The 26504-nt window shown below is 54.8% G+C and carries 29 protein-coding genes; 18 read left to right on the top strand and 11 right to left on the bottom strand.

The genetic code is table 11. From position 1 onward, the window contains the following. Nucleotides 1–2: 2 nt before the first annotated feature. From MW898_RS03525 to MW898_RS03510, 4 genes are all read right to left on the bottom strand, one after another. On the bottom strand, nucleotides 3–458 hold the full coding sequence (locus tag MW898_RS03525; protein ID WP_248904596.1) for a DUF7992 family protein: 456 nt from the start codon (nucleotides 456–458) through the stop codon (nucleotides 3–5). 53 nt (nucleotides 459–511) lie between these two features. Continuing rightward, nucleotides 512–1153 carry a fibrillarin-like rRNA/tRNA 2'-O-methyltransferase gene (locus MW898_RS03520; RefSeq protein WP_248904594.1) on the bottom strand — a complete coding sequence of 214 codons (642 nt, stop codon included), beginning with the start codon at nucleotides 1151–1153 and terminating at the stop codon, nucleotides 512–514. A 1-nt stretch (nucleotide 1154) separates the two neighbouring features. Next, a complete protein-coding gene (locus tag MW898_RS03515; RefSeq protein WP_248904592.1) occupies nucleotides 1155–2024 on the bottom strand; it encodes an NOP5/NOP56 family protein in 870 nt (289 codons plus the stop codon). A gap of 169 nt (nucleotides 2025–2193) precedes the next feature. Further along, on the bottom strand, nucleotides 2194–2895 hold the full coding sequence (locus MW898_RS03510) for a cob(I)yrinic acid a,c-diamide adenosyltransferase (RefSeq protein ID WP_248904591.1): 702 nt from the start codon (nucleotides 2893–2895) through the stop codon (nucleotides 2194–2196). Nucleotides 2896–3320: 425 nt separating this feature from the next. On the opposite strand from MW898_RS03510, the gene MW898_RS03505 reads away from it, so the two are divergent. Continuing rightward, nucleotides 3321–4151 (top strand): hypothetical protein, encoded by an 831-nt coding sequence (locus MW898_RS03505; protein ID WP_248904590.1) that lies wholly within the window; start codon nucleotides 3321–3323, stop codon nucleotides 4149–4151. Between the two features lie 122 nt (nucleotides 4152–4273). Here the strand turns inward: MW898_RS03505 and MW898_RS03500 are convergent, their stop codons facing one another. Continuing rightward, entirely contained in the window at nucleotides 4274–5527 is a 1254-nt protein-coding gene (locus MW898_RS03500) for a putative manganese transporter (protein ID WP_248909702.1), read from the bottom strand. A gap of 331 nt (nucleotides 5528–5858) precedes the next feature. Between MW898_RS03500 and MW898_RS03495 the strand changes: the two genes are divergently transcribed. Next, complete coding sequence (locus MW898_RS03495; RefSeq protein ID WP_248904589.1) at nucleotides 5859–6593, top strand: CPBP family intramembrane glutamic endopeptidase; 735 nt, start codon at nucleotides 5859–5861, stop codon at nucleotides 6591–6593. A gap of 30 nt (nucleotides 6594–6623) precedes the next feature. Here the strand turns inward: MW898_RS03495 and MW898_RS03490 are convergent, their stop codons facing one another. Beyond that, complete coding sequence (locus tag MW898_RS03490; protein WP_248904588.1) at nucleotides 6624–7394, bottom strand: nucleoside phosphorylase; 771 nt, start codon at nucleotides 7392–7394, stop codon at nucleotides 6624–6626. 144 nt (nucleotides 7395–7538) lie between these two features. Between MW898_RS03490 and MW898_RS03485 the strand changes: the two genes are divergently transcribed. From MW898_RS03485 to MW898_RS03425, 13 genes are all read left to right on the top strand, one after another. Next, nucleotides 7539–8747 (top strand): thiolase domain-containing protein, encoded by a 1209-nt coding sequence (locus MW898_RS03485; protein WP_248904587.1) that lies wholly within the window; start codon nucleotides 7539–7541, stop codon nucleotides 8745–8747. Next, nucleotides 8744–10141 (top strand): zinc ribbon domain-containing protein, encoded by a 1398-nt coding sequence (locus MW898_RS03480; protein WP_248904585.1) that lies wholly within the window; start codon nucleotides 8744–8746, stop codon nucleotides 10139–10141. The genes MW898_RS03485 and MW898_RS03480 overlap by 4 nt, the downstream gene beginning before the upstream one ends. Nucleotides 10142–10206: 65 nt before the next feature. Further along, nucleotides 10207–10383 (top strand): HVO_2753 family zinc finger protein, encoded by a 177-nt coding sequence (locus MW898_RS03475; RefSeq protein WP_248904584.1) that lies wholly within the window; start codon nucleotides 10207–10209, stop codon nucleotides 10381–10383. Nucleotides 10384–10390: 7 nt separating this feature from the next. Further along, entirely contained in the window at nucleotides 10391–10657 is a 267-nt protein-coding gene (locus MW898_RS03470; RefSeq protein ID WP_248904583.1) for an elongation factor 1-beta, read from the top strand. 158 nt (nucleotides 10658–10815) lie between these two features. Continuing rightward, nucleotides 10816–11106, top strand: coding sequence for a 50S ribosomal protein L21e (locus tag MW898_RS03465; RefSeq protein WP_248904582.1), 291 nt, complete (start codon nucleotides 10816–10818; stop codon nucleotides 11104–11106). Next, entirely contained in the window at nucleotides 11103–11459 is a 357-nt protein-coding gene (locus tag MW898_RS03460) for an RNA polymerase Rpb4 family protein (protein WP_248904581.1), read from the top strand. Before MW898_RS03465 ends, MW898_RS03460 begins: the two co-directional genes overlap by 4 nt. Before the next feature lie 195 nt (nucleotides 11460–11654). Next, nucleotides 11655–12215 carry a DUF655 domain-containing protein gene (locus MW898_RS03455; protein WP_248904580.1) on the top strand — a complete coding sequence of 187 codons (561 nt, stop codon included), beginning with the start codon at nucleotides 11655–11657 and terminating at the stop codon, nucleotides 12213–12215. Between the two features lie 165 nt (nucleotides 12216–12380). Beyond that, nucleotides 12381–13259: a 16S ribosomal RNA methyltransferase A gene (locus tag MW898_RS03450; protein WP_248904579.1), complete on the top strand. Its 879-nt coding sequence runs from the start codon at nucleotides 12381–12383 to the stop codon at nucleotides 13257–13259. A gap of 2 nt (nucleotides 13260–13261) precedes the next feature. Beyond that, complete coding sequence (locus tag MW898_RS03445; protein ID WP_248904578.1) at nucleotides 13262–13837, top strand: HemK2/MTQ2 family protein methyltransferase; 576 nt, start codon at nucleotides 13262–13264, stop codon at nucleotides 13835–13837. 45 nt (nucleotides 13838–13882) lie between these two features. Then, entirely contained in the window at nucleotides 13883–14878 is a 996-nt protein-coding gene (locus tag MW898_RS03440; protein WP_248904576.1) for a 5-methyltetrahydropteroyltriglutamate--homocysteine methyltransferase, read from the top strand. Further along, nucleotides 14875–15951, top strand: coding sequence for a methionine synthase (locus tag MW898_RS03435; RefSeq protein WP_248904575.1), 1077 nt, complete (start codon nucleotides 14875–14877; stop codon nucleotides 15949–15951). Before MW898_RS03440 ends, MW898_RS03435 begins: the two co-directional genes overlap by 4 nt. A gap of 291 nt (nucleotides 15952–16242) precedes the next feature. After that, on the top strand, nucleotides 16243–17277 hold the full coding sequence (locus MW898_RS03430) for a tyrosine--tRNA ligase (RefSeq protein WP_248904574.1): 1035 nt from the start codon (nucleotides 16243–16245) through the stop codon (nucleotides 17275–17277). A gap of 119 nt (nucleotides 17278–17396) precedes the next feature. Beyond that, nucleotides 17397–17633 carry a transcriptional regulator gene (locus MW898_RS03425; protein WP_248904573.1) on the top strand — a complete coding sequence of 79 codons (237 nt, stop codon included), beginning with the start codon at nucleotides 17397–17399 and terminating at the stop codon, nucleotides 17631–17633. Nucleotides 17634–17701: 68 nt separating this feature from the next. Here MW898_RS03425 and MW898_RS03420 read toward each other — a convergent pair whose 3' ends face one another. Beyond that, the gene (locus MW898_RS03420; protein ID WP_248904572.1) at nucleotides 17702–18232 is read right to left on the bottom strand and encodes an SRPBCC family protein; all 531 of its coding nucleotides are present in this window, start codon (nucleotides 18230–18232) and stop codon (nucleotides 17702–17704) included. A 240-nt stretch (nucleotides 18233–18472) separates the two neighbouring features. On the opposite strand from MW898_RS03420, the gene MW898_RS03415 reads away from it, so the two are divergent. After that, nucleotides 18473–19447, top strand: a complete 975-nt coding sequence (locus MW898_RS03415) for an aldo/keto reductase (RefSeq protein ID WP_248904571.1) — start codon at nucleotides 18473–18475, stop codon at nucleotides 19445–19447. 1 nt (nucleotide 19448) lies between these two features. Here MW898_RS03415 and MW898_RS03410 read toward each other — a convergent pair whose 3' ends face one another. Next, the gene (locus MW898_RS03410; protein WP_248904570.1) at nucleotides 19449–19709 is read right to left on the bottom strand and encodes a winged helix-turn-helix domain-containing protein; all 261 of its coding nucleotides are present in this window, start codon (nucleotides 19707–19709) and stop codon (nucleotides 19449–19451) included. 203 nt (nucleotides 19710–19912) lie between these two features. Then, entirely contained in the window at nucleotides 19913–20470 is a 558-nt protein-coding gene (locus MW898_RS03405; protein WP_248904569.1) for a DNA-3-methyladenine glycosylase family protein, read from the bottom strand. 197 nt (nucleotides 20471–20667) lie between these two features. On the opposite strand from MW898_RS03405, the gene MW898_RS03400 reads away from it, so the two are divergent. Continuing rightward, nucleotides 20668–20943, top strand: coding sequence for a CDGSH iron-sulfur domain-containing protein (locus MW898_RS03400; RefSeq protein ID WP_248904567.1), 276 nt, complete (start codon nucleotides 20668–20670; stop codon nucleotides 20941–20943). A gap of 29 nt (nucleotides 20944–20972) precedes the next feature. On the opposite strand, the gene MW898_RS03395 is transcribed toward MW898_RS03400, so the two are convergent. Further along, nucleotides 20973–23648, bottom strand: coding sequence for a penicillin acylase family protein (locus MW898_RS03395; protein ID WP_248904565.1), 2676 nt, complete (start codon nucleotides 23646–23648; stop codon nucleotides 20973–20975). A gap of 185 nt (nucleotides 23649–23833) precedes the next feature. Here MW898_RS03395 and MW898_RS03390 point away from each other — a divergent pair, with 185 nt between their 5' ends. After that, nucleotides 23834–24397 carry a peroxidase-related enzyme gene (locus tag MW898_RS03390; protein ID WP_248904563.1) on the top strand — a complete coding sequence of 188 codons (564 nt, stop codon included), beginning with the start codon at nucleotides 23834–23836 and terminating at the stop codon, nucleotides 24395–24397. 1449 nt (nucleotides 24398–25846) lie between these two features. Here MW898_RS03390 and MW898_RS25450 read toward each other — a convergent pair. After that, complete coding sequence (locus MW898_RS25450) at nucleotides 25847–25969, bottom strand: hypothetical protein (protein WP_264383093.1); 123 nt, start codon at nucleotides 25967–25969, stop codon at nucleotides 25847–25849. Nucleotides 25970–26504 lie beyond the last annotated feature (535 nt).

Genomic DNA, 26504 nt, shown 5'->3' with positions numbered 1-26504 from the left:
TTTCAAAAATCAGGCAAATCTTCTGGCGGTTCGTATTCGGTTTCCCAGTCGATGTACTCGTCTTTGAGCACGTCACAGATGATCTGTCCGAGTTCGGTGAGACCAGCGTTGATCGCTGAGACGGTGCCCCACGAGTCGAGGTCAGGGTGGATCTCTCGCTCGCGCCAGTCCTCTGGGATTCCGGGAGCGTGGTAGCCGACACGATCTGCGAAGGCGTCCCAGAAGAAATCAAACCGTGAAAACAGATCGAGATCGGTCGCAATTTCGAACTCCTCTTCGTCCATTGGCGTGTCTGTAGTCCACTGTTCGAACGCCTGTTCCCACGCACCAGCCACGAGAAACTCGTGGAGTTCGTCTCGGCGGTACTCCTCACCCATCACCTCGGTGTCGTCGTACTCGTCCGGATCGATTTGTGATTTGAGCACGGGGGGTTCTGGTGGATCGACGGACAGTCCCATGCCGGTGAAACGACGGCCATAGATAAAAACTACAGTCAATAGGAGTGCGACAGTCAGTGGTCTCGGTCTGGCCGAGCGACCACCGCGAGGTGGTCGTCGTGGAACGGTTCCAGCCGCTGGGTTTCCAGTATTTCATAGCCATCCAACTGGGATGAAAACTGTTCGAACACGCTTTCTGGGTCGGCAGTAACATCCTCGCTGCGTGCCTTGACGGCAGCAAGCAGGCGGCCATCATCCCGGAGGAATGGGCGATTTGCGCGCGCGACGTGGGCTTGCCCACGGGTGGCGACGTCCTGTACGATGACATCAACTGGTTCGACGATGTGGGCGTACGTTTCGGGCTTGCGAGCGTCTTTGAGCAGCGCAAAGAGGTTCTGCCGATCCTCGGCAACCGTGAGGAGATCGCGCGTTGGACGAGCAGCGAACTCCACCGCGTAGGTCGGCCCAGAAAAATCAGCGACGTGACTGACTGTCGTTCCCGCAGCTGCACCGAGATACAGCACAGTCTCACCGCCAGAGAGACCAGTTTCCATCCCGTGTTCGAGCATTGCGCCGAGCTTCGAACGTCGCGCGTCCCACACCCGCCATTCACCGTCCGTTGGTTCACCGTAGACCGATGCGCCGCGCGTCGCTAGCCGCTCGTCACCGTCAAACAGCCGCCGTTCGACACCCGTGGGAAGCGTTGGAAGAGACATCTCAGTCCTCCCTCCGCGACCGAATGCGATCGATTCGCTCGTCCAACGCTGTCTGTAACTCCGGTCGCCGGTCACCGGAGTAGTGATCAACTCTGGCCGCGATCGACAGTTTTCCAGCGAGCGCGCGGGCCGCAGAGCCCCGGTGTTCACGAGCAGTCCCCGAGACGTACTCGTGAACGTAGATAACGCCGTGCTTCGGAGCGGTTGCTCGTCCCCTGAGATGGGCAAAGAGCGCGTCCTCTGCCCCGAGAACCTGTACGGTTCCGCTTGGTTTCTTTGCGAGGGTTTCGAGACCGCCTGCGAGCGCGATGAGTCGCGCGGCAAGCACTGGTCCGGCGAGCATCGCTAGGTTCGGTGCAACCTCTGGAACCGTCCGTTCGAGATATCGCCGGAGTGACGTGCTCTCGTCGTCGAGATCTCGAACGCGAGCACCAAACGAAACGAGTTGCTCATCGACCGAAGTGGTCGCGCTGGCTCCGTGTTCGTTCGGCTCCTTTTCGGCGAGGCTTCGTGCGTATCTGACACCCGCTCCAGCGTCTTCGAAGCGACTTCCAGCCCATTCGGAAACACGCTCTGCGAGTTCGTTCGCAACACGTTCTGCGTCGTCCATCGCTCGGACAGCGTGAACGATCTGCCGATCGTCAGCCAAGGCGCGCTCGCGCACCGCAGCACGGGTCGCCGTCAGCGTTACCTCGCGCAAGCGCTCGTAATACTCCTCCTCGTCGCTTGCAACCCCGGACTCGACAGCCAAGGAAGACCAATCGTGGTCGTTGGCGTCGGAAACATCCGATCTCCCCGTGCGAATTTGCTCGGCCAGTCGGTCGTCGTCGTCGAAATCGACGCCGACAAACCAGCCATCGGATTCGGTCATACGATCAGTTCGGACAGCAAGATCGAAAAGCTCGACGGGTTGACGACGACAGTGATGTTTGATTCAATCTGATCTGCACCGAATATCTCTACCAGAAACCGTTGCGATTGTCCTATTGGCGTGGCTTGCTCTTCTCGGCGAATGATGACCAATGACAGCGTCTTGGCCGTTAGAACTCTGTTCCTTTCCGACCTCGTTGCCCTTCGTCGATCGGGTGCTTTTCCTTCCGGACATTAGTGACGAGATCGGCATGATCGAGGAGATACTCCGGTCTGTTGTGGCTTCCAGTCATGACGAGCTCAAGGTGTTCGGGTTTCTTCTCGATCAGGGTAATGACATCCGCAGGGTCGATGAGTTCACGATCAGCCGCGTAGAGAATCTCGTCCAGAATCAGGAGATGCATTCCGTCCTCGGGAGGAGCGTCCAACGGTAGTTCTCCAGTTAGATCGGCCGCGGCAGCTGCTCGTAGAAGTTCTTCAGCTCGACTGTAGCCAGCCTGAGCCTCGTCTTTGTGGGAATCATCTTTGGAGCCGTCCTGCATACCGTGCCAGCCGTAGTGACCAAGGTTTTCGTAGGAAAAGCCGGGCATCGACTCGATAGCATTGTACTCGCCACGAACCGCCTCAACGCTGTCAGCACCACCTTTCATTAACTGGAGCATATGCACCCGATAGCCGTGACCGGCCGCACGAAAGCCCATCCCCATGGCTGCTGTTGTCTTTCCTTTGCCATTACCCCACCATGCCTGAACGAGCCCGAACTCCTCGGGGACATTCGGATCAATCGGGTGAGCAGCTGGCTTTACGCCTCCGCCGGGCGTGTGTTTGCGAACCTGATCTGGATCAGTTGTTTCGTCGTCTGTTTCGTGCATGGTTAGTGATCTGCGATCGGACGATTCAAATACATTTGCGTTAGGTAAGTATTTATTGTGTTGATGGCAGAGTGACACGTGTATCCTGACCTGACCTGACCTGTTCTCAGCTCTCCATGAACAGTGTCCGCCGATCTGCATCCACAAGAGAGTTGAGGGTCGTTCACCGCCAAGCAGTTGAACACAGTTGTAAAGATTCGGAGCAGGTACCGGGCCACTATCTCTCAAACGGCCGGAAGACACGAATCACGGTTTTCCCGCAGGGGGTTGGTCCGGCGCAATTCACGATAAAGTGTGACGATGGCCGATTGTCCACTGAGAAAGCAGCCGACTCTTCAACGCAGTTGTTTCGGCGGCTGTACCATCGTACACGTCGTGGCACTTCCAGAGGAGTATTTTTGAGATTCCCCCGCCAAAAGATCCGTATGTATGGGATTCTCACAAGCAGTCCGACGCTAGTTCGAGAGAATGTTGGTGATTTTGTCCACTACATATCGGATGACGTGAGTGGTCAGCGTCGCGCTCCACTCGACGGTGCGATCAACTCCGTTGCCTGCTGGGGAGATACGAAGGCAGTTCACGACGATCCAAGTCGTGCCTCCGTCACTGCTGACGGGACTCGTGCGAAACCCGAAACCGAGGGTCACCATTGGGGAACGGTCTGTCCAACCGATCCGGACTACCGAGCGAGACTCCTCGATCGGCTCGAAACGGTCGGCGCTAACGACGTCAGACTCACTACCCTCGGATTTCCAGGCCCTGCGTTCTGTCGGTGCGAGCGGTGTGAGCGACAGTTCGAGACGAGCGATCGTGACAAGCGAGTCGCGTGGCGGACGGAGACAGTCACTCGATTCGTACAAGAGGTAGCGAACCGGGTATCAGGGGACATAATCGTCACAGTGTATCCTGACCCGTATCCTGGTAATCTTCGTGAGTGTGCTGGTCTCGACCCCCAGAAGCTCAAAGCCCACGTCGACGGCTTTCTCGTTCCGCTTTGTAGCATCAGCTATGAGACGACGTACTGGGTCGAGTCGCTGGCTCGAGGGTTCGCTCGGGAACTCAGGGGCCTTGACGTACCGCTTACGATCCAATTATCGGCTTCCGACGCTGAAGTCGATCGGCTCGTGGACGTGACTCGCCAGATCGATTCTCACGCCGATGCGGTCGTCTACGGGACACGCGAGGAAAATTTTGATACCGTTCAGAAGGTCATTCGTCGCTGCCAAGCGTCTGAGCCATTGTCACAAAGCGTCTGAGCACTCTGCACTATTATCGGCCTCGTAGACAGGGTTACCGATCAACGTCATCTTACAGCTAACAGTATTTCGTTGAGTATTGTTGATATGTCGAACTTGTTCATCAGCTCGTGGGGAGCGGTTCACCCACCGAGCACACCGAAGCTGAACATCGGACCGAACAGGAGATGGAGGACAACACCGACGATGAGTGCGGGGATCGTCGTGTAGATCGAGGCGATGAGTGCCGCCTTTTTATCCATCGCAATGAGCGGGAACAGCGCATCACCGTCCTGACTGATGGCGTTTGCCGTAAGCGCAGAGAACGGGATTGCGCCCTCGGAGTAGGCGGTGGCGAGGACGATCTGTGGACCGCACCCTGGAATCAACCCGAGACCAGCACCCGCGATCGGTGCAAGCACGCCGGCTGCGGCTGCGATTCCCGCGATATCGAGACTGAAGAGAACGACGCTGTACTCGTAGACGAGATACGCCGCGAGCACCCAGACAGTCACGAATGACGTTTCCATCGCAGCATGCGTGAACGTCTCGTGAACAGTGCCAAACGTATCTTTTGCCCGTCTGAGTTGCCCGTGGCCGATGTATCGTCGTCCAATGAAGTAGAGGTAGAACGAGAGAACAGTACCAACGATGCCAAAGATAGTGAACGCACCCGCAAAGCTCACGTTCGCAACGAGTGCCACATCCGGTGCGCCCCGCATGAGGTACGTGACGCCAGCGACGAGTCCGCCGATGGCAACAATCCACCAGAGTGCGAGCACGCCCTTGCTCAATCGCTCCATGAACGGCGATTCGCGTGTTCCGGTCTCAATCTCACAGCCCTCAACATCCTCGTAGTGGTGAACCTGACTCCCGACACCAGGTGACGCTGGTGAACGCTCCTCGGAGTGCGATTGGTGTACACCACCGTTGGCCACCATCCCGCCGTCTGTTGCGGTAGAGCGAAGTTCACTGACCGCACGGTCGATGCGAGAGACGCCGATTCCAGCGCGATCGACGGCGTATCCAGAGAGAATTGCGGTTCCGAATGCGATGGTGTACGCATAAAGCGCTGCCTCGGGTGCGAGCGCGAGAATGACAAACGCCGAATCGCCAGCCGTCGCTATGAGCGTCGCAACGACCGTTCCGAAGCTCACGCTCCCTCTGATGTACAGCGGCATCACCACGATAGCTCCTCCACAGCCCGGCGTCAACCCCATCATTGTACCGAAGATTGGTTGTGCGCGCTGATTCGATTCGAGCTGCTCAATCAATCGTCCGTCGGTCCGGTACTGCACGTAACTGAATAGGAGCACGGTTATTGCAACGAACGCGCTCACCTGCACGAACCCATCACGCACCGACAGAACGAATATCTCCCACAGTTCACCGAACATGGCTTCCACCACACCAACAAGCTTTAGACATATCTAAAAACATCTTTAGCCTATTCGCCTAAATAACTATCGCATGGTCAAAGTATCCTTCCGACTGGGATGTATTGGGAGGGTTGTATCACCTGTGAGGGCATGACCTTGTTGGCTGTATCTGCACGCTCGGTCTCTGTAGTACAAGTCACGACCAGCACAGTTCAAAGCCACTCAAGAAGCATCATACTGTTCGATAGCAATTAGGTTCTGGATAATGAACACACGTCTATATGGAGAGCACCAAACTATATTGAACACCAAGTATATAATTCAACAAATTCTATAATATGCAGATTAAATGGATATCGCACAACAGAGCAGTGGATCGGACGAGCCAATCTCGCAATCTAACTGGAACGATCGCGGGCGGGCCATTCTCATCGGGTTTGGACTAGTTGTTGCTGCCATCGTCACCGGATCGCTTCTTTCGATCGCTCCGATCACCTTGGGAGGGACTAGTTTCGCTGCGATCGTTGCAGTATTCGTTCTGTCAGAAGCGGGCTATGCGCTCGTCGGATGGGTGTATCTCCGGAACTGGTTCAGTGAAACGGTACCGGTCGAACTACCGACGTTCCGACAGATGTGGTGGGTGATCATCAGCACGCTCCTCATGCTTGCAATCGCAATGGGGGTTGGCGTAATCAGCACCCACACGGGGATTCAGCTCGGGCGTGCAGACCAGGAGCTGATCGCAGGGAGTCAGACGATGGTTCTCGTGATGGCTGTGCTCTCGCCCATCCTCATCGCACCGGCCGAAGAGTACCTGTTCCGCGGGGTAATTCAGCGACGACTAGCCCAAAGCATGCATCCACGTGCTGCTATCTTCGTCGCCTCTCTGTTGTTCGTTATTCCGCACGCAATCGGGTATCTCGGAGGCGTGCAGGGTATTCTCCTTCTCAGTGTCGTCCCGTTCTTACTGGCGGTTCTCATGGGTATTCTCTACGAGAAATTCGACAATCTAACCGTCCCGATCCTCGCTCACGGTTTCTACAACGCGACCCTGTTTGGCACGACGTATTTCACAGGTTTCTAGCGAATCGTGTCACGGTCTCTCTGTGGTCGTTCATCGCGAATAGGAAAGAAGGGCATTACGCGCAGGAACAAGGAGATCACGCAACCCATCGACAGTCGGCTCTTGTTTCGATTCCCACCCGTCTGCCATCACGAGATCGAACGGACAGAACAGCGCCGCGGCATCTACGCCTCGATATTCGGCGATCGCAAACACTGCAGCGGCTTCCATCTCGACAGTGAGGACCCCCTCATCCCGGTAGCGTTTAATCTCAGGAATCGTTTCCCGGAAGAGAGCATCAATCGTCCACGATGGTCCTGTTTTGTACTCGAAGCCTGCTGTGTCGAGTGATGTCTCCAGTTGGTCAACGAGAGGAGCACTCGCAGAGATATAGGTGCCGCTCGGGAGATAGTGGTGGGAAACGCCCTCATCCCGGATCGCACGATCACAGACGACTGGTTTGAGGCGGGTAACGTTCCGACCGATCCCACCACAGCCACCAACGATGCAGAATGTGTCCGTCCCGTGGACGATGAGTCGTTCCATGCAGACGGCTGTGGCGGGCGCACCGATGCCGAACGCTCCCAGCACACCGACGCGCCCGTCCGTTTCAGAGAGGCGATAGAACTGAGCTGACTCGGTGAACAGATCGATCGCTGCGCCCGCGTACGTTTCGACAACGTGTTCGAAGAAATCAGGCTGATAGCAGAGAATGACCGACTCAGGAATCGCGGTGTCCGTATCAACCGACGTATCAGCAATCGACTCCGGGGTGAGATACGTCGGTGCATCATGCTTTCCAGGATGGTTTGGGAACGGCATACGCTGTGGTAATTGTTATTCTAATTCAGCATATATGCATGGGAAATATCAGTACCAGTCACACACCAGTATCACCGACTGAGCTACAGCGATTCTCCTATCGACAACCGAAGTGCAATAGTGACGGGGATGCTGGGTAGGGATATGCCCGATGCGTATCTGATCGGGGCAGGGCAATCGGATTTTGGCTCCTTTCCCGACGAGAGTTACCGGTCGTTGTTCGCGACCGCCTACGAGAACGCGCTCGAAAGCGTCTCGAATGAACTCCGGCCAGAACAAATTGATGAGGCGTACGTCGGCACACTCGGTGTGGGTGGACGACAGTTGGGTCTCTCCGGGCCGGCCGTTACCGAGCACGTCGGTCTCGATGGAGTTCCGTGTACACGCGTCGAGAACGCTTGTGCGGCGGGAGGGTTCGCTGTCCGGCAGGCCGTAATGGCTGTTCGTGCCGGAATGGCGGATGTGGTACTCGCTGGCGGATTCGAAGTGATGACCGATGCTTCGAGCGAAGCGATTCGTTACTGGCTCGGTGTCAGCGGCGAAACCGAGTGGGAGCGACTTTCAGGGACCACGTTCGCCGGTGTGTACGCACAGATGGCGAGAGCGCATATGGACGCGTACGGCACAACGCGCGAACAGCTCTCTCGTATCGCGGTGAAAAACCATCACAACGGTGCGAAAAACGATCACGCACACCTCCAGTTCGAGTGTTCGTTAGAGGATGCCCAGTCTGCGTCAATCGTCGCTGATCCGCTCACACTCTATCACTGCTGTCCGACGACAGACGGTGCAGCCTGTGCGCTCATCGCAAGCGAGGATGTCGTAGATGCGTACACCGACAGCGAACCGATCCGCGTTGCGGGGGTTGGTGCGGCGAGCGATGCTATTGGTCTCTTCCAGCGCGAAACGTACACGGGAATCCCTGCCTCTCGACAGGCCGCCACAGAGGCGTACACGATGGCGGGAGTGGATCCTGACGACTTAGACCTTGCCGAGGTACACGACTGCTTTGCGATTGCAGAGCTACTGGCCTATGAGGATCTCGGGCTCTGTGAACGCGGAGAGTCGGGACCGTTCGTCGAGACGGGCGCGACCGAACTCGACGGAGAGATCCCTGTCAACACGTCCGGTGGGCTGAAATCGAAGGGACATCCAATCGGTGCGACGGGGACGGGCCAAGTCGTCGAGGTGTTCGAACAACTGTCCGGACGAGCAGGCAATAGACAGATCGAGAACCCCCAATACGCCCTTACGCACAACGTGGGCGGGAGCGGCGGGGCGGCGGTGGTACACGTATTCGAACGAGACGGACCCAGAGACGAAGGTGAAAAACAAACGGAGGAAAGCACATGACTGCTGTTTGCATCCGCTCGGTCGGCGCATACGCGCCCGCATTTCGTATCGAAGCCGAGGAAATAGCCGAGGTGTGGGGTCGTTTCGAAGCACGGAACATCGAATCGAAGGCTGTTCCGGACGCGGACGAAGACGCATTGACGATGGCGGCGAGTGCTTGTCGGCGGGCACTCGAAGCAGCGGAGATCGACGGAAATGACGTCGAGTGGCTCGGATTCGCCACCACAACACCACCGCTCGCGGAGGAGGAGCTGACGCCGCGGCTCGCGTCGATGCTCGGCATTTCCGAGCGAGCACACCTCCAGACGTTTACAGGAAGCACGCGTGCTGGAACACGGGCGATTCACTCGGCACCCTCTGCGTGTACAGCGCTCGTCGTCGCGTCGGACTGTCCCCGTGGTGAACCGGACGATGCGCGCGGGCACGCGGCAGGTGCGGGTGCAGCCGCGTTCGTGCTCGATCCGAACGGGGCTGGGTCCGTCGTCGAGCACAGTGAATACGCCGCGCCGTATCCCGGAACCCGCTTTCGGCGGACTGGAAGCAACCATATCGAGGGAATCGACGTTACGAAGTACGAGCGCCAAGCGTTCACTGAAACGCTCTCGAAGGCGGCCGAAGCGGTGACTGCTGACGGTGTGACTGCAGCAGCGGTACAGGCTCCCGACGGCAGCCGTCCGTATCGGGCGGCATCGACACTCGGCGTTGAACGAACTACTATCCATGAGTGTGCAACTGTTCACGAGTTGGGCGATACGGGAGCGGCGAGTGTTCCACTCTCGCTCGCTCGTGCGATCGATGACGGACACGAGACGGTGCTTGCGGCGGCGTTCGGCAGCGGAGCGGGCGCAGATGTCCTTCGGATCGAAGTCAACGGAGCAATTCCGTGTGACTGTTCACTCACTGGTGACCGTATACTCACGTATTCGGCGTCGCTCCGTCAGCAGGGTGAGATCACATCCTCAGGACTCGATACGGGCGCAGCGTACGTCTCTATTCCGTCGTGGCAGCGGTCACTACCACAACGACATCGGCTCGTGGCAGGACGTTGTCCCGACTGCGGTGCGCTCACGTTCCCACCAGAGGGGGCCTGTTCGGGCTGTCAGATGCTGGTGGAGTACGATCCGATCGAACTGTGGGGGCCTGGAACCATCGAGACGGTGACGGAGATCGAACAAGGCGGCGCACCACCCGAATTTGCAGCACAGCAGGCGCGTTCTGGCTCGTTCGGCGTGGCAATTATCCGGTTCGAACGCGCTGGCGAGCGCGTGAGTCTCCCGGGCCAACTCATCGAAGCAGCAGCCGTCGGCGACCGTGTTGTTCCTGTCATCCGGCGTGTCTACACACAAGAGGGAATACCACGCTATGGGACGAAATTCATCCCCGAAATTCGATAACGTATTTCACGATTCCGACGGGCCGTTTAACAACAATTATACCACGCGGTCTACTTCCGACAGATATGAGTGCAGAGCAGCGAGTGAAACGCAAGTGCACCTCCTGTGGTATCAACATCGCCGGGATGAGTGCTGCGTCGTTCAGCTGTCCAGACTGCGGACAGCAGCTCCACCGGTGCAAGCGGTGTCGAAAACAGAGTAACCTCTACGAGTGTCCGGACTGCGGATTTACGGGACCATAAAGTAGCCATGGGAAAAGTTGCAGCAAATCTGAAAGTCATGCCGGAAAGCCCCGATATCGACCTCGACGTGCTCCAAGAGCGACTCGAAGACTCGCTTCCAGAGGGCGCGAAGATCAACGGTTTCGAGCGCGATGATGTCGCGTTCGGGCTTGTTGCGCTTGTGCCAACCGTCATCGTTCCCGATGACGCAGGAGGCACCGAAGCCGTCGAAGACGCCTTCGAGGGCACCGAGGGCGTCGAGAGTGTTTCTGTAAAGAACGTCGGGCGAATTTAGCTGTACGAAAGCAGCCAGCGACGAACAGACAGACAAACTGTTTTCCGGCCACGGATCTGGAGCAATAGCTATTGTTCTCGTAGCATAATGACGATGGATCGTTTCTGGTCGATCCGAGAACGCACCTTTTATATCTCTCACCGGAAAAAGTACATCAAATGCCGAGTTCCAATGGTCCTTTACACAGTACGCGGAACAAGCTCTCGAACGATCCTCGTGAACGAGGTACCTCGCCACCACAAGCGAGAGTCGAGCAGTTTGAGGTCGGTGAGAAAGTACACCTGAAGATTGACCCGAGCGTCCCCGAGGGACGGTTCCACCCACGCTTTAACGGTAACACGGGGGAGGTTCTCGGGAAGCAAGGGAGAGCGTTCAAAGTCCAGATCACCGATGGTGGGATGGAGAAGACGCTCATTTCCCGTCCAGCTCATCTCCGACGGCAGCGATGACGATATTCAAAGAGAAACTCGAAGAAGAACATCTCACGGTCTCGGAGGTCAAAGAGCTGCTCGCGGATATCGAGATGGAACGCGCGACGGACGAAGAGCGTGAAATGCGCTATGAGCTTGCGCGAGCTATCGAACACGTCAATCAGTTCTCAGAACTGAGTGCGAGTGACTCACGCGAGCTTGTCTCGGAGCTACAAGAGCTTGAGAAGGTGAACGAAGCGACCGCATTCAAGATCGCTGATCTCCTTCCGCAGACGCGCGATGAGCTCCGTTCCGTATATGCACAAGAACGCTACTCGTTGTCTGGCGACGAACTCGATGACGTTCTCGATGTCGTCGCAAAGTACGTCTGATCTGTCCCGTCTCCTGTGAGTGTGTCGTCGTATCTCCCGGGGATCATGTGATTCAAACCGGAGGGTTTCTACCGGGGGAGGGATGCGATAGACGGACGGTCGACACCATGTACGACCAACCCACCCGTTTGTAGATTATTCTATACTGTCGCTGTGGGTAGTTCACTTAAGTACATGCCTACCATTGTATGGAGTATGAGTGATGCCGAGGACAGAGAGTCGAGTCCTGCTGTCGTCCTGGACTACCTCCCGCATGGGCGACCCGATGATGATCGTCCCCAGTATAAGAAACCGTCTCTCGTTCACGCGGTACAGCAAGATACTTTCCAGCTTGTCGAATGCGTGCTTGCAGACGATGCAAACGTATCGATTGGTGATTGGGTAGACCTCGATGGTGAGAGTATCGAAACCGTCCGCGAACTCTCATTCGAGCAACTCACGTCCGGTGCACACTCCGAACTCGAATACGCGATTCAAGCGATTATCGACGACGACGAGCAGCGGTTCGTCGATTACTACAATGACGCGCAACCGATTACGCTCCGGCTCCACCAACTCAATCTCTTGCCTGGAATTGGTAAGAAGCTCCGGAATAATATCTTAGAAGCGAGAAAGCGCCAGCCATTCAAAGACTTTGAAGATCTCGAAGAGCGCGTTTCGGGCTTGCACAGCCCTCGGGAGATTCTCGCCGAACGGATTCACGAGGAACTTCGAGAAGAGGACCTGAAATACCGCTCGTTCGTTAGCGGAGGATAGCACACTATAATCTGATTTTTCGTGACAAATTCAACAAGATACGAGTTCGAACGCACGAGTCGATGAAGCGTACGATCACGATACCGTGAGCGTGGTCACGGCCGGAAATCGACCACGCGACGGAGAACGAATCCATTTTGCGCTGCAGAGACGTAGACGAATGCAATGACTGATCCATCGACTGGGTCCGCCCGTGATCCCGATGCGCTCATTGCCCGTGCTGGGATCGCTGGTGATCCGAATCACGACCAGCACTTTCTGGTCGATGATCGCGTGCTCGATCGATTGCCGGCGTATCTCACTGCGCCTGAATCGGTAACCGCAGCCGCCACGCATCACATTCTCGAAATTGGTGCGGGAACGGGTGTACTCACCGACCGCTTACTCAGATGTGCGGATCACGTGACTGCTGTCGAACGGGACCCGAAGCTCGCAGAATTCCTTCGAGAGGAGTTCGAGGACGCTATCGCAGCGGATCGGTTGACGCTCATCGAAGGTGACGCACTCGAAATAGATATTCCGGACAGTGTGACGGCGTCAGTCTCGAATCTTCCGTACAGCGTTTCGAGCGAGATCGTCTTCCGATTACTCCCGCGTTCTGTTCCCCTTGTGTTGATGCTCCAGCGAGAGTTCGCAGAGCGGATGGCAGCCGAGCCAAGCACGTCAGAGTACGGCCGCCTGTCGGTGACAGCTGGCCACTATGCGCGCGTTGAAATCGTCGAACCGGTCCCGACGACCGCGTTTTCCCCGCAACCAGCCGTCGAGAGCGCTGTCGTGCGGACGACACCCCGTGTGCCTGAGTACGAGATTCCGAACGACGAGTTTTTCTTGCAGTTCGTGACAGCGGTGTTCACTCAGCGCCGGAAGACGATGCGTAACGCAATCCGGAACACTGCACACATTTCGTCGCTCGACAATCCCGCGGCAGTCGTAACGGCGGCTGACGAGGACCTACTCAGAAAGCGTGCTGGTAAACTGTCTCCCGAAAAATTCGCGGCGCTTGCTCGCCTCGCGTGGAACCATGGCGAACCGACGGAGTGGTGACCGTGAGTGACTTGCGCGACCGTCGTGAGACAGAGCAAGTGTATCAGCCTGCCGAAGATTCACACCTGCTTGCCACGACTGTTATCGAACGCATCGAGTCCGACGAGTGCGTTCTCGACGTCGGCACCGGCTCGGGGTACGTTGCAGCCACCGTTCGTGAAAAAACGAACGCAACCGTGGTCGGGACGGATATTAACCCACACGCGTGTGAACAGGCCAGAGAGCATGGAGTCACTGTCGTTCGCACGGATCTCGTGTCGGGGATTTGTGGCCCGTTCGATGTCGTCCTCTTCAATCCACCCTATCTCCCGACTGATCCGGAGCACGAGTGGGACGATTGGATGGAGTACGCGCTATCGGGCGGGCCCGACGGACGATCCGTCATCAACCCGTTTCTCGACGACCTGAGCACAGTGCTCGATGCGAACGGCCGTGGATATCTCCTCGTGAGCACGCTCTCTGGTCTCGATGCCGTGCGCGAACGCGCACAGAGTAATGGATTCGAAACAAAAATCGTCGCCGAAGATTCCATTCCGTTCGAAACGCTGGTCGTCATGAAAATTACCACGAAACATTAGACGGAGTAGAAAATATTATTTGTGGGGATTGCGTAGCCCTCCTCAATGACAAATGTAGTGGCGGCCACACCGGGACTGTTCCCACTTCCCGATTGGGCGAAAGTGGAGCTATCCGACCTGAAAGGCCATCAGAAGGGCGATCTCATCGATGGTGATGAGGGACCCAAGATCGAATCTGTGTACGAACGCGCTCGTACCGAAGTAATCGAGCGCCAGCAGGAAGCTGGACTTGACCGTATTGTCGAGGGACAGTTGCGCTGGGATGACATGCTTGCCCACCCACTGACCGTCCACGAGAACGTCGAGACACACGGGATCGTCCGGTACTACGATAACAACAACTTTTATCGTGAGCCAGTCGTGACCGGCGAGTTGACTGCAAGCGGTGACATGGCTGCCGATCTCGAACAGGCCAGTGACATCGAAGGACAACAAGGAGTCATCCCAGGACCGTACTCGCTCTCGACGCTCGCAACGGACACCTACTATGGTGATGAATTCCTGACCGCAGTGGCCGATTTCCTCGCGGGTGAACTCGAAGGGTTCCCTGAGATTGAAACGTTGTTTGTTCTCGAACCATCGCTCGTAGAGGAGCCACCGAACTCAGAAGATGGAGAAGACAGGGCGGCGAGCGAGGCAATCGATACCGTCGCACAAGCAATCGATACGGACGTCGTCGTCCACACCTACTTTGGTGCGCTTTCCGAGAAGATGCACGCGCACTTACTCGACGCCGACATCGACGCCGTCGGATACGACTTCGTGACCGACCACGAGGACTCACTGTACAATATCAACGAGTACGGGACAAAAGACGACATCGCACTTGGTGTTGTCGACGGACAGAACACTAACGTTGAGGACGCGGCGACGATCCGCGAACGGATCGAGTGGGTGCAGGACAACACGCCGGCAGCTGACTTCGAGACAGTGTATGCGACGACGAACACGGGACTATTCTACCTCCCGACGAATCGCTTCGAGACCAAATTGGACGCTCTCGCCGAGGCAGCAGCCCTCGCTGAGGAGGTGACAGCATGACAGACACACGCGAGCAGTTCAGACCACCGAATCACCCGAACGATCACTTTCTGTTAACCACCGTTGTGGGAAGCTATCCCAAGCCGAAGTGGCTCCATCGTGTTCGTGATCTCTACACGGGAGAGATCGACTGCGATGAGGAGTTCGGCGACGATCATTGGAACGAGACTGCAGACGACGCTGCTCGTCTCATCACGAATGAACACGAGCGAAGCGGGTTGGACGTGGTCGTCGACGGCGAGATGCGGCGCAACGAGATGGTCGAGTACTTCGCCCACCGCATCGATGGCTACGAGTTCAACGGCCCGGTCAAGGTGTGGGGACACAACTACTTCGATAAACCGAGTATCACAAGCGAGGTTGAATACGACGAACCGTGGCTGGTCGATGAGTTCGCGTTCACAGATGAGGTCGCCGAGCGCCCGGTAAAGGTACCCATCACAGGACCGTACACGCTCGCAAACTGGAGCTTCAACGAGACCGAAAAGACGGAGGGAGAGCTTGCATACGACATCGCCGAACTGGTAAACACCGAAATCGAGAAGCTCGTCGAGGCGGGTGCTCGGTACATCCAGATCGACGAACCTGCGCTTGCGACCACACCGGACGATCACACCATCGTCGGTGAGTGTCTCACCGCAATTGCGGAGGGGATTCCAGAGAACGTTCGTCTCGGGTTGCACGTCTGCTATGGAGACTACTCGCGTATCTACCCCGAGATCCTCGACTATCCGGTCCACGAGTACGATCTCGAACTCGCTAACGGTGACTACGAGCAACTGCACGTGTTCAAAGAACACGAGTTCACGAAGGATCTTGCGATGGGCGTCGTCGATGCACACACGGCCTCGGTCGAATCCGTCGCAGAGATCAAAGCGAACATCAAGAAAGGACTGGAGGTCGTCCCACCAGAACGGCTCACAGTGAGCCCTGACTGCGGTCTGAAACTGCTCCCACGCGAGATCGCGTACGGTAAGATGGACAATATGGTGACCGCGGCCCGCGAAATCGAACAGGAACTCGACGAGGGCACCATCGAAGTCCAAGCGACGGTCGCAAGCGCGGACGACTGAGAAAAAACGCACAGTACGTCGACGCTCTGCGTGTAGCTCGTGCTGACATGCACGACAGATTTTAGCGCAGTGTACTGTGGCAACCGAGCTTTTCCATGTCCTCGTGAGCGGATTGATACTGGCAGTCCACCGTCGAAACCATCGTCCACCTGTCAGCCCGACTCGGGACGGGTGAGAATGAGATTGATCAGTCATCCACACACGATCGTCCGCCTGACAGTTCGAAGCGATAGCGTGGGCTCCATGCCCGTGTAACGAACCATTTATTCGAATCACGGAGAAATCGGGGGCATGGACACCGCCGAGCGGCGGGCACTGATAACCCGCTACACGGAGGAGGTCGTTACCGAGGAGGAGCTCGACGATGTGTTGAGCCGTGAAGAGCCGAGTGTCTACATCGGCTACGCGCCGACTGGTGAGATGCATATCGGTCACTATACCACCATCCGCAAGCTTGCGGATTTCATCCGTGCCGGGTTCGATGTGACGGTTCTGATTGCGGATCTCCACGCGCACCTCGATGACGAGAAAAGCCCGTTCGATCTGCTCGATGCCAGATCGGAGTACTATCAGACGGCGATCGAGGCGATGATCGAGACCGCAGGCGCAAGTCCTGATCGTCTCACGTTCGTTCGGGGAAGCGAGTTCGAGCTCGACAGAGAATATTCGCTCGAACTCCTTCAGATGGCGACCGACACGACGATCAGCCGCGCACAGCGCGCCGGAAGCGAAGTCGTTCGCCAGAGTGACAACCCGAAACTCGGGGGACTGCTCTACACGCTGATGCAGTCGCTCGACGTTGCAGCACTCGAAGCCGACATCGCGTACGGTGGTATTGACCAGCGCGGTATCTACATGCTCTCGCGAGAGATACTCCCTGATCGAGGATACGAGAAACCGCTGTGTGTCTTTGCACCGCTTCTCTCGGGATTGACAGGGGGCAAGATGAGCGCTTCTGAAGCCGCTTCGAAAGTGAATCTCACGGACGATGCCGACGAGATCACGAACAAGTTGAACAAGGCATACTGTCCGCAAGGAGAAGTCGAAGACAACGGGGTGCTCGAATACGTGCGATTCCTTGTGTTCCCGATGCTTGAGGCACGCGACGAATCGTTCGACATCGAACGTCCGGAGAAGTTCGGTGGCGACCTCACGTACGAGAGCTACACAGAACTAGAAGCGGACTTCGTCAACGAAGAGCTTCACCCACAGGATCTGAAGAACGCGGCGGCAACGTATATCGCCGACATTGTCGCACCTGTCGGCGAACGACTACTCGGTGAATCTGATCTCCTCAAAGCGGCCTATCCGGACGCATACGAATAGGCGTGTGAGCCTACATAATGAATTATATACATGATCGTGTACAAGTATGTTTGGTCAATCTTGACACACTGCACGATCGTGTCGGTAACATTATGGTCGATGGACACTGAAATGCAGATATGGTTCACAGTTGCAGGAACTGCAAGCGGACGTTCACGACGAAGCTCGAACTTGAACTTCACCGCGATACGTGCACCGATTCGCAGTTGTTCTGCGAGTGCTGTGGTGAGCGCTTTGCGGAGCGACGGGCCACAAAAGACGGGTGGCACTACGAGTGTCCGAATGATGATTGTGAAGGGAGTGGAATCGAAGACGACTTACATCGAGTACGAGACGCGATTTCTGTCACTCAATAACCGGGATAACCGGTTCGGGTATCGTTCCTGCAACGCTGGAGGGGGCTGTTTCTGTTTCGACGCACGAATCATTTCTCACCGACTGTTTCACGCGCCGCAATCCGGTCGAGTTTGATGAGTGCACGTTCACAGATAATAGCGTAGCCAGCAGCCAAGGGTGGAATTTCGAACACGACACGAGAGCTGTCTGTCGCTGATTGTGTTGACTGGTGGCGAGTGCGAGATGGATCACACTCACGTTCTACGTACGGGGGCGTACGCTCAACACGGTGACCTGTTGCCGGGACGCGGGGTGCGAGATCGAACGCACCGAGACCGAGAGTCGGCGGACTGACTGACCACGTCCAGCGATAGTCAGCGCACGATGTAATCTGGAACGGGACCCAGACACCACCGAGACCATCACTTACCCGCACTCGCCCACGCTCCCCACGTCGAATATACCGATCGGGATACACCACTTCCTCGACGGAGGGTCCCCAGTCAGGCCAGCGAGTCGTGTCCGTGAGCAGATCCCAGAGCACCTCTCGTGGCGCATCGATATATCGGGAAACTTCGACACGATATCCGTCGGGGGTCCGTTGGACGCCAAGCGTCATCGGTAGATGGCTCCCTCTCTGTTTTCCCGTCTGTTCGATTGCACAAGATCACCCGTGAGCTGCTCTCGTGAACGGGAGCACTCCCGACTTCAGGAAACCAGTGACAGTGTTTTCGGTGTCCGATCGCTCGCAGTTCATACAATATGATTTCGTCTCGAACAGTCTAAAGTTTTATCTCAAATTATCAGCTATTGATAATTCTCAAACAGTTATTTAGTAGTTCAAATCGACAGCAACAGTATGGAGTATACAACGCTCGGTGATACCGGGATGACTGTGAGCCGGATCTGTCTCGGTTGCATGAGCTTCGGGACGAGCGATTGGCGCGAGTGGGTGCTCGATGAAGAGGCAGGGACCGAGTTAATCGAGCGGGCTCTCGACCTCGGGATCAACTTCTTCGATACGGCGAATATGTACTCACGCGGTGAATCAGAGCGTATCCTCGGTGATGCACTTGCTGGTCGTAAAGACGAGCAAGTGATCGCAACGAAAGGATACTTTCAGATGGACGATTCGGACCCGAATTCGGGCGGGCTTTCGCGCAAAGCCATCGAGCAACAGCTGGACGCGAGCCGCGAACGACTCGGCGTGGACACCATCGATCTTTATCAGATCCATCGCTGGGACGACGAGACACCGATTGAGACGACGATGCGTGCGCTCGATGACGCTGTTCGCCGCGAGAAGGTGCGCTACATCGGCGCGAGTTCGATGTGGACCCACCAACTCGCAAAATCAAGACACACGAGCGATCGTCACGGATTGGAGCAGTTCATGACAATGCAGAACCACTACAATCTGCTCTACCGCGAGGAGGAACGGGAGATGCTACCGTACTGCGAAAATCAGGGTCTCGCTGTCATTCCGTGGAGTCCACTCGCTCGAGGATATCTCACCCGGCCCCACGAGGAAAGCGAGACGACAGCACGAGGGCAGGCAGATAGTCACGCAAGAGACCATCCCTACTTCGATGGGGGCGGTCGAGAAATCAACGAGCGTGTTCAGCAAATTGCTGAAGACGAAGGGGCAACGATGGCACAGATCGGTCTCTCGTGGCTCCTCGAGAAAGATTGGGTCACCGCGCCAATTGTTGGAACAACGAGTATCGAACACCTCGAAGAAGCCGTCGAAGCACTTGACATCACGCTATCCGGCAGCGATATGGAATTTCTAGAAGAGCCATACGAACCGCTGCCGGTCTCTGGTCATTCCTAAGCTATTCGTAGATTTCAAGATACTGCTGGCCACGATCTGTGAGACGAAATTCTGTATCATTTTCGTATAAGAATCCGTGCTCACAAAGTATCTCGCACCGCCTCCGAGCGAACGACACATGGAGACCAAGCACTCCGGCTGCCTGTGGGCACAGCCCGGGACCATTTTCGTCGAAATGGTCGAGAATTCGATCGTCGGCCGAAAGCATCCAATCGAGCGATTCGTATTTATCGTTTTCTGATCGTTTTGAGTTTACACTCACATCGGTCACCTCGTGACAAGACACTGGGCTGATTGTCACTCACTACCATAGCCATTGTCTCCATCCATGATAAATATTGCGACTGGATCTGAGATAACATAGCAAACGTATACTAAAATCATTAAATACAATCATTGTTGTGTGAATTTCGCCCAACCGAAGTCAGAATTATCGAATCGCCCGATTTTGTTCTCAGTGGCGAGTTACTCGTACGCTCGCCAGATATAGAGGGCTGCAATACTCCGATTGGGACGCCATTGCTCGGCTATTTCGACCATTTCAGATTCAGTGAGATCACCATACAGTTCTTGCATTCCTTTTCTGACAGCTAAATCCTCGGTCGGAAACACATCTTTTCTTCCGAGCGAGAACATAAGGAACATTTTTGCCGTCCAGACACCAATCCCACGAATTGTTGTTAGTTCGTCAATCACCGCCTGGTCAGACATATCTGAAAACGTCGCTTTTGTGAGGTTCTCTTTTTGGAACGTTTTGGCAGTGTTCTGGATGTACTCGATCTTCTGCTGGGACAGCCCAACGTCTCTGAGATCATCCTCATTGGCGTTCAACAGAGGCTCCGGAGCGATGTCGAAACGATTGAAGAATCGCTCTCGAATCGCACTCGCTGACGCTGTTGAGATCTGTTGGTTGACGATCGAAACAACGAGCCGTTCGAACGGGTCAACAGCCGGTTCAAGTTCGAGAGTCCCATGTTCTTCGATCAATTCCTGGAGTACTGGGTCGGTCCTGAGCTGATTCATTCGCTATCCTATCCACGAACGGTACGATGATAAGACTGCGCCATGGACGCTGAAAGTGATCTTCCCACGATCCGATCGTTGTCGGTGCCACGGGAGGACAACAGGGCCACCACCGTTGAGTTGAGATTGAAAGTGTTTCGTCGGGTGCATCCGTGCAGATACCACACGTTCACGGAAAGCCAACGACAAGAGAGGGTATGGTCCGCGAAATCACACACGCTGCGACCGAGCCACGGATCATCACACCCGACGACCTTGACGAGGAGAAAGGCGACATTGCGATCTGTCTCTGTGGCCTTTCAGCCGACTACCCGTTCTGTGATGGCTCACACCAAGCGACTCAGGATGAGAAAGAAGGCGTCCGCTACAAATACGAATGCGATGACGACGAAAATCCCCGCCACGTCATTGACCATGAGTTCGAAACAGTCGACGAACAAAAAATCGGCCCGACAAATGATGATGATTTATAACCAACAACACCGGTGTAACAGCAAGGAATTCAGTTGTTGTCTTCGTTTGTTTTGATTTGCGTAGCAATCTGCGTTCGCGTTCGTTCGGAAATCTGACCGGTGGGTTCGATCGGGTCGTCGATTGACGTGTGGTACGCCCGGAGGGTCTGGTGATCCGTAGCGATTGTTTCAACTTGCTCTCGGGTGTACGGGTTGGGAGCGTACTCGAAGGCCGCATACTCGTCCAGCTGATCGGTCAATCGATCCGGTTCGTCTCCTCCGAGTTGCGTTGCCAGCACCTCGGGGAGTGTCATGTTGCCATCGTTGCTCGGTGCGAGGATATGCTGAGAACCCTCGAGTCCCTCACCGACTGCAACAGCTTGGTTGTACGTCGCTCGATTGACCATCTTGATCGATGTCTGTTTGCTCGCTCCGAGCGATCGGAATGTAGACTCACGGACTGAGAGCAGCCAGTCCTCTGGGTTGGCGCTCTCATATCGCTTTTCGAGCGTTTGAGCAGCCTGTTCGAGCGCCTGTCTGAGGACGGTACGGACCGATTCATCGTGGTTCTGTGTGCGCTCGCTACGATCAGTTACACCCCCGAACCAGTCGTGGGTCGTCCGACCGGCGATCGCATCCACGAGCGTCGTCTCCTGGTGTGCTCGTCCGTGATCTGCGGCGTGTCGGGTTTCCGGGGGGTCGAACGCGAGATCGGGTGTTTGCTCGTCGAGTTCGTCCTCAAAAACAAGACGTTGTAGCTCGCGGCGTGTTTCTTCCCAGATAGCCATCCCTCCGGAGTCGTAGCGACCGTCCTCATTCGCATCGCGCCACGCGTATCCACGCTGTTTCCACGTTTGGAGTTCGTCCGCCATCGCTCGAAGCTGTGCGTCGCTGCTCGTGTGCCCGGCATCGATGAGGGCTGGGACGGTGTAAGGTGCGCTTGCGTCGTGCGTTGCGGCTCGCTCGATGATTTGTTTGACGTCTTGGAGTGAAAGCGGCCCATCAGCTAGTGCCGACCGAGTGAACCGATCGAGGAGTTCGACGCGGTGAGTAGATCCCCACTGCTGTGGAGCATCGCCCGCTCGCCAGCCCGCACACGGGCCATTGTTCCAGTTCACAACGTATCCACTGGAGGGGTTCGTATACGAAGTTTGTAACCCGAGACCGACGCGCTTACCGCGCCATTGATGGTCCGATCCAGGAGCTGGAAGTCGGTGATCGAGAGACGGGTTCCGGTCCGGAACGCTTCCAGTATGAATGTATGCAATATCCTCGCTGTCAATATAGTGGAAGTTAAACGTGAACGGAAATTCGCTGATCTGATCTTTGAATCCGTCGAGATCGTCCCGTGTACCGAGATCCGCCCACATGAACGCTCCTTCGAGTTCCTGATAGCGTGTTGTCGTTCGCTGACACCACGCAACGCGCTCGTCGGAATTCCACGCGATTACAGGCATGACGTCCCCATTTTCTTCGATACGGGCTATCTCCTGTTTTACAACTCGAACATCTGGGTCCCCGGAGACGATCGATCCGACAACCGACGCATTGTGAACGACTGTCTCGGTCTGCATGCTGTGCCACTCACCGTCCCACTTGTACCGATGCTTATCCTCTGGATGGAGTTCGACTGCAATGGTATCGACCTGATCATCACGCCCACTTGTGACCGTCCACGCGAACTCCGGCGTGCGGCCGATGACGATCCCTGGGGTCCCGACGACACCGATGCCGGTCACATCGTACCCAGCGCCGTGGAGTCCCACTTGATGGATGACTGGCGGCTTGAAATAGCCCATCTGGGGACCGCCACCGAGCATCGGGGATCCTGTCTCGGTGTGCTCACCACTCACGATGAGTGCGTTGCTCCCCCACTTGAACCCCTCCATGACTCCACTTCCCGCCTCCTCGCCTCGCCTCAGACCACTCAGGAAATCGGAGAGCGAGAAATCATTCTCAATGCCCCACGGTTCTGCATCGAGAGCAGCATCCACAAACCGCAACTGTTCATCTGGAACGTCCTCGTAGGGAAGCACCTCCTCACCACCGTCGACAGTGAGATCCTCTGCCGAGATTGACGTGGAATGATCTTCACGAATTCGAAGCCAGTTTCGGTCGCCAAACGCCTCGTAGGCCGATCGCTCGTCGTCGAGCGATTGAGTGAGCTGAGCTAGTTCTTGCGCATTAGCGAGTTCATTCCCGCCGCTGACACCGAAGTATCCGATGAGATAGCTCAGCACGGCAATGGAGTCTGCTGGCGTCCACGGTGCTGGAGCGTGCGCAAGAGCGGTGAACGTCCCCGGCAATTGTCCGCTGGCGGCTAGCTCAACCATCTTCCGATTCACGCCATCAGCGAACGCTTCGAGAACCCGCTGTGTCCGATCAGAGGCGGTTTCGTACTGCCGTTTGATCTCACGCTTGCTGTAGAGATCACGGCGAACTTCGATGTCCGATTGCAACTGGGATGGACCGAGCACCTCTGCACTGTTCCCATAACCGATGTGTCTGAGTACGTCCATCTCGAAGAGTCGATCACGAGCCTGTACGTATCCGTTTGCGAACGCCATCCCATACAGATCGTCGGCATACACGTGGCTGACACTGTGTTCGTCGGTTAGAATAGTTATCTCATCGCTGCCAGTTGCGTTTACTGTCTCCAGCGTTAACGCTCCAGAACCCAACAGTACGCCGGTCGATCGTAGAAACGTCCGTCGTCCGATCTTCATAGACTCATAATTACCTCTCAAAGTCTTGTGTATTCTATGCCGGAAATAACTGGTTTTTAATCAGGGATGAGAATGATCGCATGATATACTCACCCACATTTGAGAGAGACAGGAGACGCAATCAAGCAGAGGGGATAGACAACGGGTAACCCGCAGTATAAAACCCTTCCAGATCACGTTGGAGTATGACGAAGCCGATGCAGAACTTCCCGACTCCCGACCACGATGAGCTTCCCGACGATCTCCGCGAACGAATCGACGAGGAAACCGAACGCACGGGCTTTACGCCGAATGTGTTCAGTGCGTTCGGCTACAAACCGAGCCACTTCCGAGCGTTTGTCGCGTATCACGATGCGCTCGTTGAGGATACCGAACTTGCACGCGAAGAGATCGAGATGATCGTCGTGACGGTGAGTGGTGTGAATGACTGTCTCTATTGTGTCGTCGCTCACGGGGCGTTGCTACGAATTTATGCAGAAGCACCCAAACTCGCTGACCAGCTCGCAACTAATCACCGCTCGGCGAATCTGAGTCCTAATCACCGCGCGATGCTCGATTTCGCGGCGGACCTCACTGAATCACCGGAATCGATCGGTCGAACAGATCTTGCCAAACTCCGCAATCATGGCTTCTCTGAAGAAGCGATCTGGGATATCACGAGCGTCGTCGCCTTCTATAATCTCTCGAATAGGATGGCGACAGTGGCGGACATGCGACCTAACGAGGAATTCTACTCCATGGGACGCTAGTTCGTGATTAGCCGTTGTTGTATACACAGCGCACGTTGACGGCTTACTGCGACAATATAGCAACATCAACACATCTATCGGAGTGTTTTTTCATATTGAGACGTAGTGACGGTAACGTGCAGTCAGTGAATACAGCATTCTTGTCTGTTATATAGTAATTTCGACATGGATCAAATCAAAAGACTAGCTTACAAGATGGGCAAAACACATTCTTCCAAAGTAAATACATACAATTAAAAATAAATTGTAATATATCTGATTTCCGACTCAGTAATCATCCACACACTCATTTTTCGTGTTGAATGTCGACTTCCCTAAAACCTATTTTCGATCAATGTTCATATGACAATAACATAAAATTTGAGATCAGTATCCCGTGTAGGCATTTTCTCGTACTTCGAAGAGGGTGAGATGAGTGCTAAAGTATGTATTTACTAAGGAGAGAATAAGTGCAGTTGAAATAAAAGGATATGAGAGATGGTGACTGTGCTCCAGCCACGCTATCAATAAAGAGGACTGCAGTTTTCTAACATACGGCTGCACCACAAGTACGGCAGTCCTGAACGTGAACAGTATCCCGTTATTCGTTTACGTACAATTCACATCTCATTTTGAGGTATATACCACCGTCTTCGCACCAACGTCCAATATACGACATATCAGGAAATCCACACCATGAATATTTTCTATCTTCACTTCGCACAGAGTGTTTGACCTCGACAGCAGACAGAAATCAATGACTCCAGCGGCACGTAGCCCCCCACGCCATGCATTCCATAGAGGGCTTTGCACAACGATTAGTGGAGACAAAATGCGATCGTATTGTTATTATGAGATGAAGTTTATAAATAGTGAGCAAGTAAGATTAAGATTGGTTGTAATTGGTGATGTTCGAATGGAGATGTGATGAATGTAATGAAAAAAACACTATCCCTCATAAGACAATGAAGTCATCGAATACATATATTGCCGTTTGTGACGGATGTGGGGAAAAAAGGGTATTTGGATTCAAAGATTACTAATATGATATAGACGAAATGGATCGATGAACATTACAGTGGTTTTTCCCGAGAGACACCCCGACTCGATAAGTCGTGCTGTGCTGAACCACCAAATTTGAACTGTGATCGAACGCGATTTACGGCTGCGTGCACTCATACTGAACTGCTTATCTCCAAAATCTGATATCTTGACGGATGTATGGTTGAACAACAAGCAACGTCAACCTACTCACTACCGATTTTACAATACTGGAGATAAACAAGGAGTACTGGATTGTGAATAACCGACTACTCGAACGATATGTTCGCAAGTCTGAGTTCTACAGGAGCAGCCAGAACGGTGAGTGCAAACAAGTGAGTTAGTTGAATGCGCGAAGAAAATGACGACTGGGAGCTTATAGACAATCGGAGACGAAAAGCGGCGCTCTGTTAGAAATTAATTTCGTGTTTAGATCATCGATTTGCTCGTGAACCCATCATAATCGATGAGTTCATCAACGACGTCATCTGGATCAGAGTATTCAAGGTATGTGAGCGAAGGAAGATCAACAACGATCTTCACTCGTCTCATACACGCAGCACACGTGTATCGGGCAGTAGCCCTCTGAGAACATTGAGACGTGAAAATTGAAGTGAGCCACCAGTTGTGTGCTTGTGCATACTCACATTCTCCACCGAAACAGATTGTATCATCTATTAGGTGCGAAAATTTGGCATCGACGACATCGGCAATGAGCGACGGTGGGTACACTCCTTCTGTTTCGACCATTATGACTACCACAGCGTACATTATACTTAACCCCTGCCAACTGTCATATTTATGTTCAATGACAATGGTTCGAAAGAGATGCGACTCATCCGCAATTAGGATATTAGAATTTACAATCATGATGCAAATATATTTTGAACAAAGGTGGGTCTCTTAGTCACTGATATCGCGTTGTCTCCGACGAAGTTGTGTCAACAATCGACGGAATAGAGTCTCGTTGTCTCGTGAAAATCATGGGAAACCTATCCACATCCACGACAACGTATCGTGGCAATGACTCAAGAATAGGAATTATCCCCCACGACACATGGAGCGTGAACACACTGTACAATTCTGA

The sequence above is a fragment of the Halocatena marina genome, from assembly GCF_023276375.1.
In the GTDB taxonomy this organism is placed as follows: Archaea; Halobacteriota; Halobacteria; order Halobacteriales; family Haloarculaceae; genus Halocatena; species Halocatena marina.
This window is presented reverse-complemented; position numbering and strand designations above follow the sequence as displayed.

What these genes read in the sequence shown, in the direction of transcription:
- MW898_RS03515 (WP_248904592.1), bottom strand. Translation starts at nt 2,024, where the DNA reads ATGACCGAATCCGATGGCTGGTTTGTCGGCGTCGATTTCGACGACGAC.
- MW898_RS03510 (WP_248904591.1), bottom strand. Translation starts at nt 2,895, where the DNA reads ATGCACGAAACAGACGACGAAACAACTGATCCAGATCAGGTTCGCAAA.
- MW898_RS03500 (WP_248909702.1), bottom strand. Translation starts at nt 5,527, where the DNA reads ATGTTCGGTGAACTGTGGGAGATATTCGTTCTGTCGGTGCGTGATGGG.
- MW898_RS03395 (WP_248904565.1), bottom strand. Translation starts at nt 23,648, where the DNA reads ATGAAGATCGGACGACGGACGTTTCTACGATCGACCGGCGTACTGTTG.
- MW898_RS03435 (WP_248904575.1), top strand. Translation starts at nt 14,875, where the DNA reads ATGACAGACACACGCGAGCAGTTCAGACCACCGAATCACCCGAACGAT.
- MW898_RS03465 (WP_248904582.1), top strand. Translation starts at nt 10,816, where the DNA reads ATGCCGAGTTCCAATGGTCCTTTACACAGTACGCGGAACAAGCTCTCG.
- MW898_RS03455 (WP_248904580.1), top strand. Translation starts at nt 11,655, where the DNA reads ATGAGTGATGCCGAGGACAGAGAGTCGAGTCCTGCTGTCGTCCTGGAC.
- MW898_RS03460 (WP_248904581.1), top strand. Translation starts at nt 11,103, where the DNA reads ATGACGATATTCAAAGAGAAACTCGAAGAAGAACATCTCACGGTCTCG.
- MW898_RS03430 (WP_248904574.1), top strand. Translation starts at nt 16,243, where the DNA reads ATGGACACCGCCGAGCGGCGGGCACTGATAACCCGCTACACGGAGGAG.
- MW898_RS03425 (WP_248904573.1), top strand. Translation starts at nt 17,397, where the DNA reads ATGGTTCACAGTTGCAGGAACTGCAAGCGGACGTTCACGACGAAGCTC.
- MW898_RS03520 (WP_248904594.1), bottom strand. Translation starts at nt 1,153, where the DNA reads ATGTCTCTTCCAACGCTTCCCACGGGTGTCGAACGGCGGCTGTTTGAC.
- MW898_RS03490 (WP_248904588.1), bottom strand. Translation starts at nt 7,394, where the DNA reads ATGCCGTTCCCAAACCATCCTGGAAAGCATGATGCACCGACGTATCTC.
- MW898_RS03505 (WP_248904590.1), top strand. Translation starts at nt 3,321, where the DNA reads ATGTATGGGATTCTCACAAGCAGTCCGACGCTAGTTCGAGAGAATGTT.
- MW898_RS03420 (WP_248904572.1), bottom strand. Translation starts at nt 18,232, where the DNA reads ATGACGCTTGGCGTCCAACGGACCCCCGACGGATATCGTGTCGAAGTT.
- MW898_RS03475 (WP_248904584.1), top strand. Translation starts at nt 10,207, where the DNA reads ATGAGTGCAGAGCAGCGAGTGAAACGCAAGTGCACCTCCTGTGGTATC.
- MW898_RS03415 (WP_248904571.1), top strand. Translation starts at nt 18,473, where the DNA reads ATGGAGTATACAACGCTCGGTGATACCGGGATGACTGTGAGCCGGATC.
- MW898_RS25450 (WP_264383093.1), bottom strand. Translation starts at nt 25,969, where the DNA reads ATGAGACGAGTGAAGATCGTTGTTGATCTTCCTTCGCTCACATACCTT.
- MW898_RS03470 (WP_248904583.1), top strand. Translation starts at nt 10,391, where the DNA reads ATGGGAAAAGTTGCAGCAAATCTGAAAGTCATGCCGGAAAGCCCCGAT.
- MW898_RS03390 (WP_248904563.1), top strand. Translation starts at nt 23,834, where the DNA reads ATGACGAAGCCGATGCAGAACTTCCCGACTCCCGACCACGATGAGCTT.
- MW898_RS03525 (WP_248904596.1), bottom strand. Translation starts at nt 458, where the DNA reads ATGGGACTGTCCGTCGATCCACCAGAACCCCCCGTGCTCAAATCACAA.
- MW898_RS03485 (WP_248904587.1), top strand. Translation starts at nt 7,539, where the DNA reads ATGCCCGATGCGTATCTGATCGGGGCAGGGCAATCGGATTTTGGCTCC.
- MW898_RS03400 (WP_248904567.1), top strand. Translation starts at nt 20,668, where the DNA reads ATGGTCCGCGAAATCACACACGCTGCGACCGAGCCACGGATCATCACA.
- MW898_RS03450 (WP_248904579.1), top strand. Translation starts at nt 12,381, where the DNA reads ATGACTGATCCATCGACTGGGTCCGCCCGTGATCCCGATGCGCTCATT.
- MW898_RS03480 (WP_248904585.1), top strand. Translation starts at nt 8,744, where the DNA reads ATGACTGCTGTTTGCATCCGCTCGGTCGGCGCATACGCGCCCGCATTT.
- MW898_RS03440 (WP_248904576.1), top strand. Translation starts at nt 13,883, where the DNA reads ATGACAAATGTAGTGGCGGCCACACCGGGACTGTTCCCACTTCCCGAT.
- MW898_RS03405 (WP_248904569.1), bottom strand. Translation starts at nt 20,470, where the DNA reads ATGAATCAGCTCAGGACCGACCCAGTACTCCAGGAATTGATCGAAGAA.
- MW898_RS03495 (WP_248904589.1), top strand. Translation starts at nt 5,859, where the DNA reads ATGGATATCGCACAACAGAGCAGTGGATCGGACGAGCCAATCTCGCAA.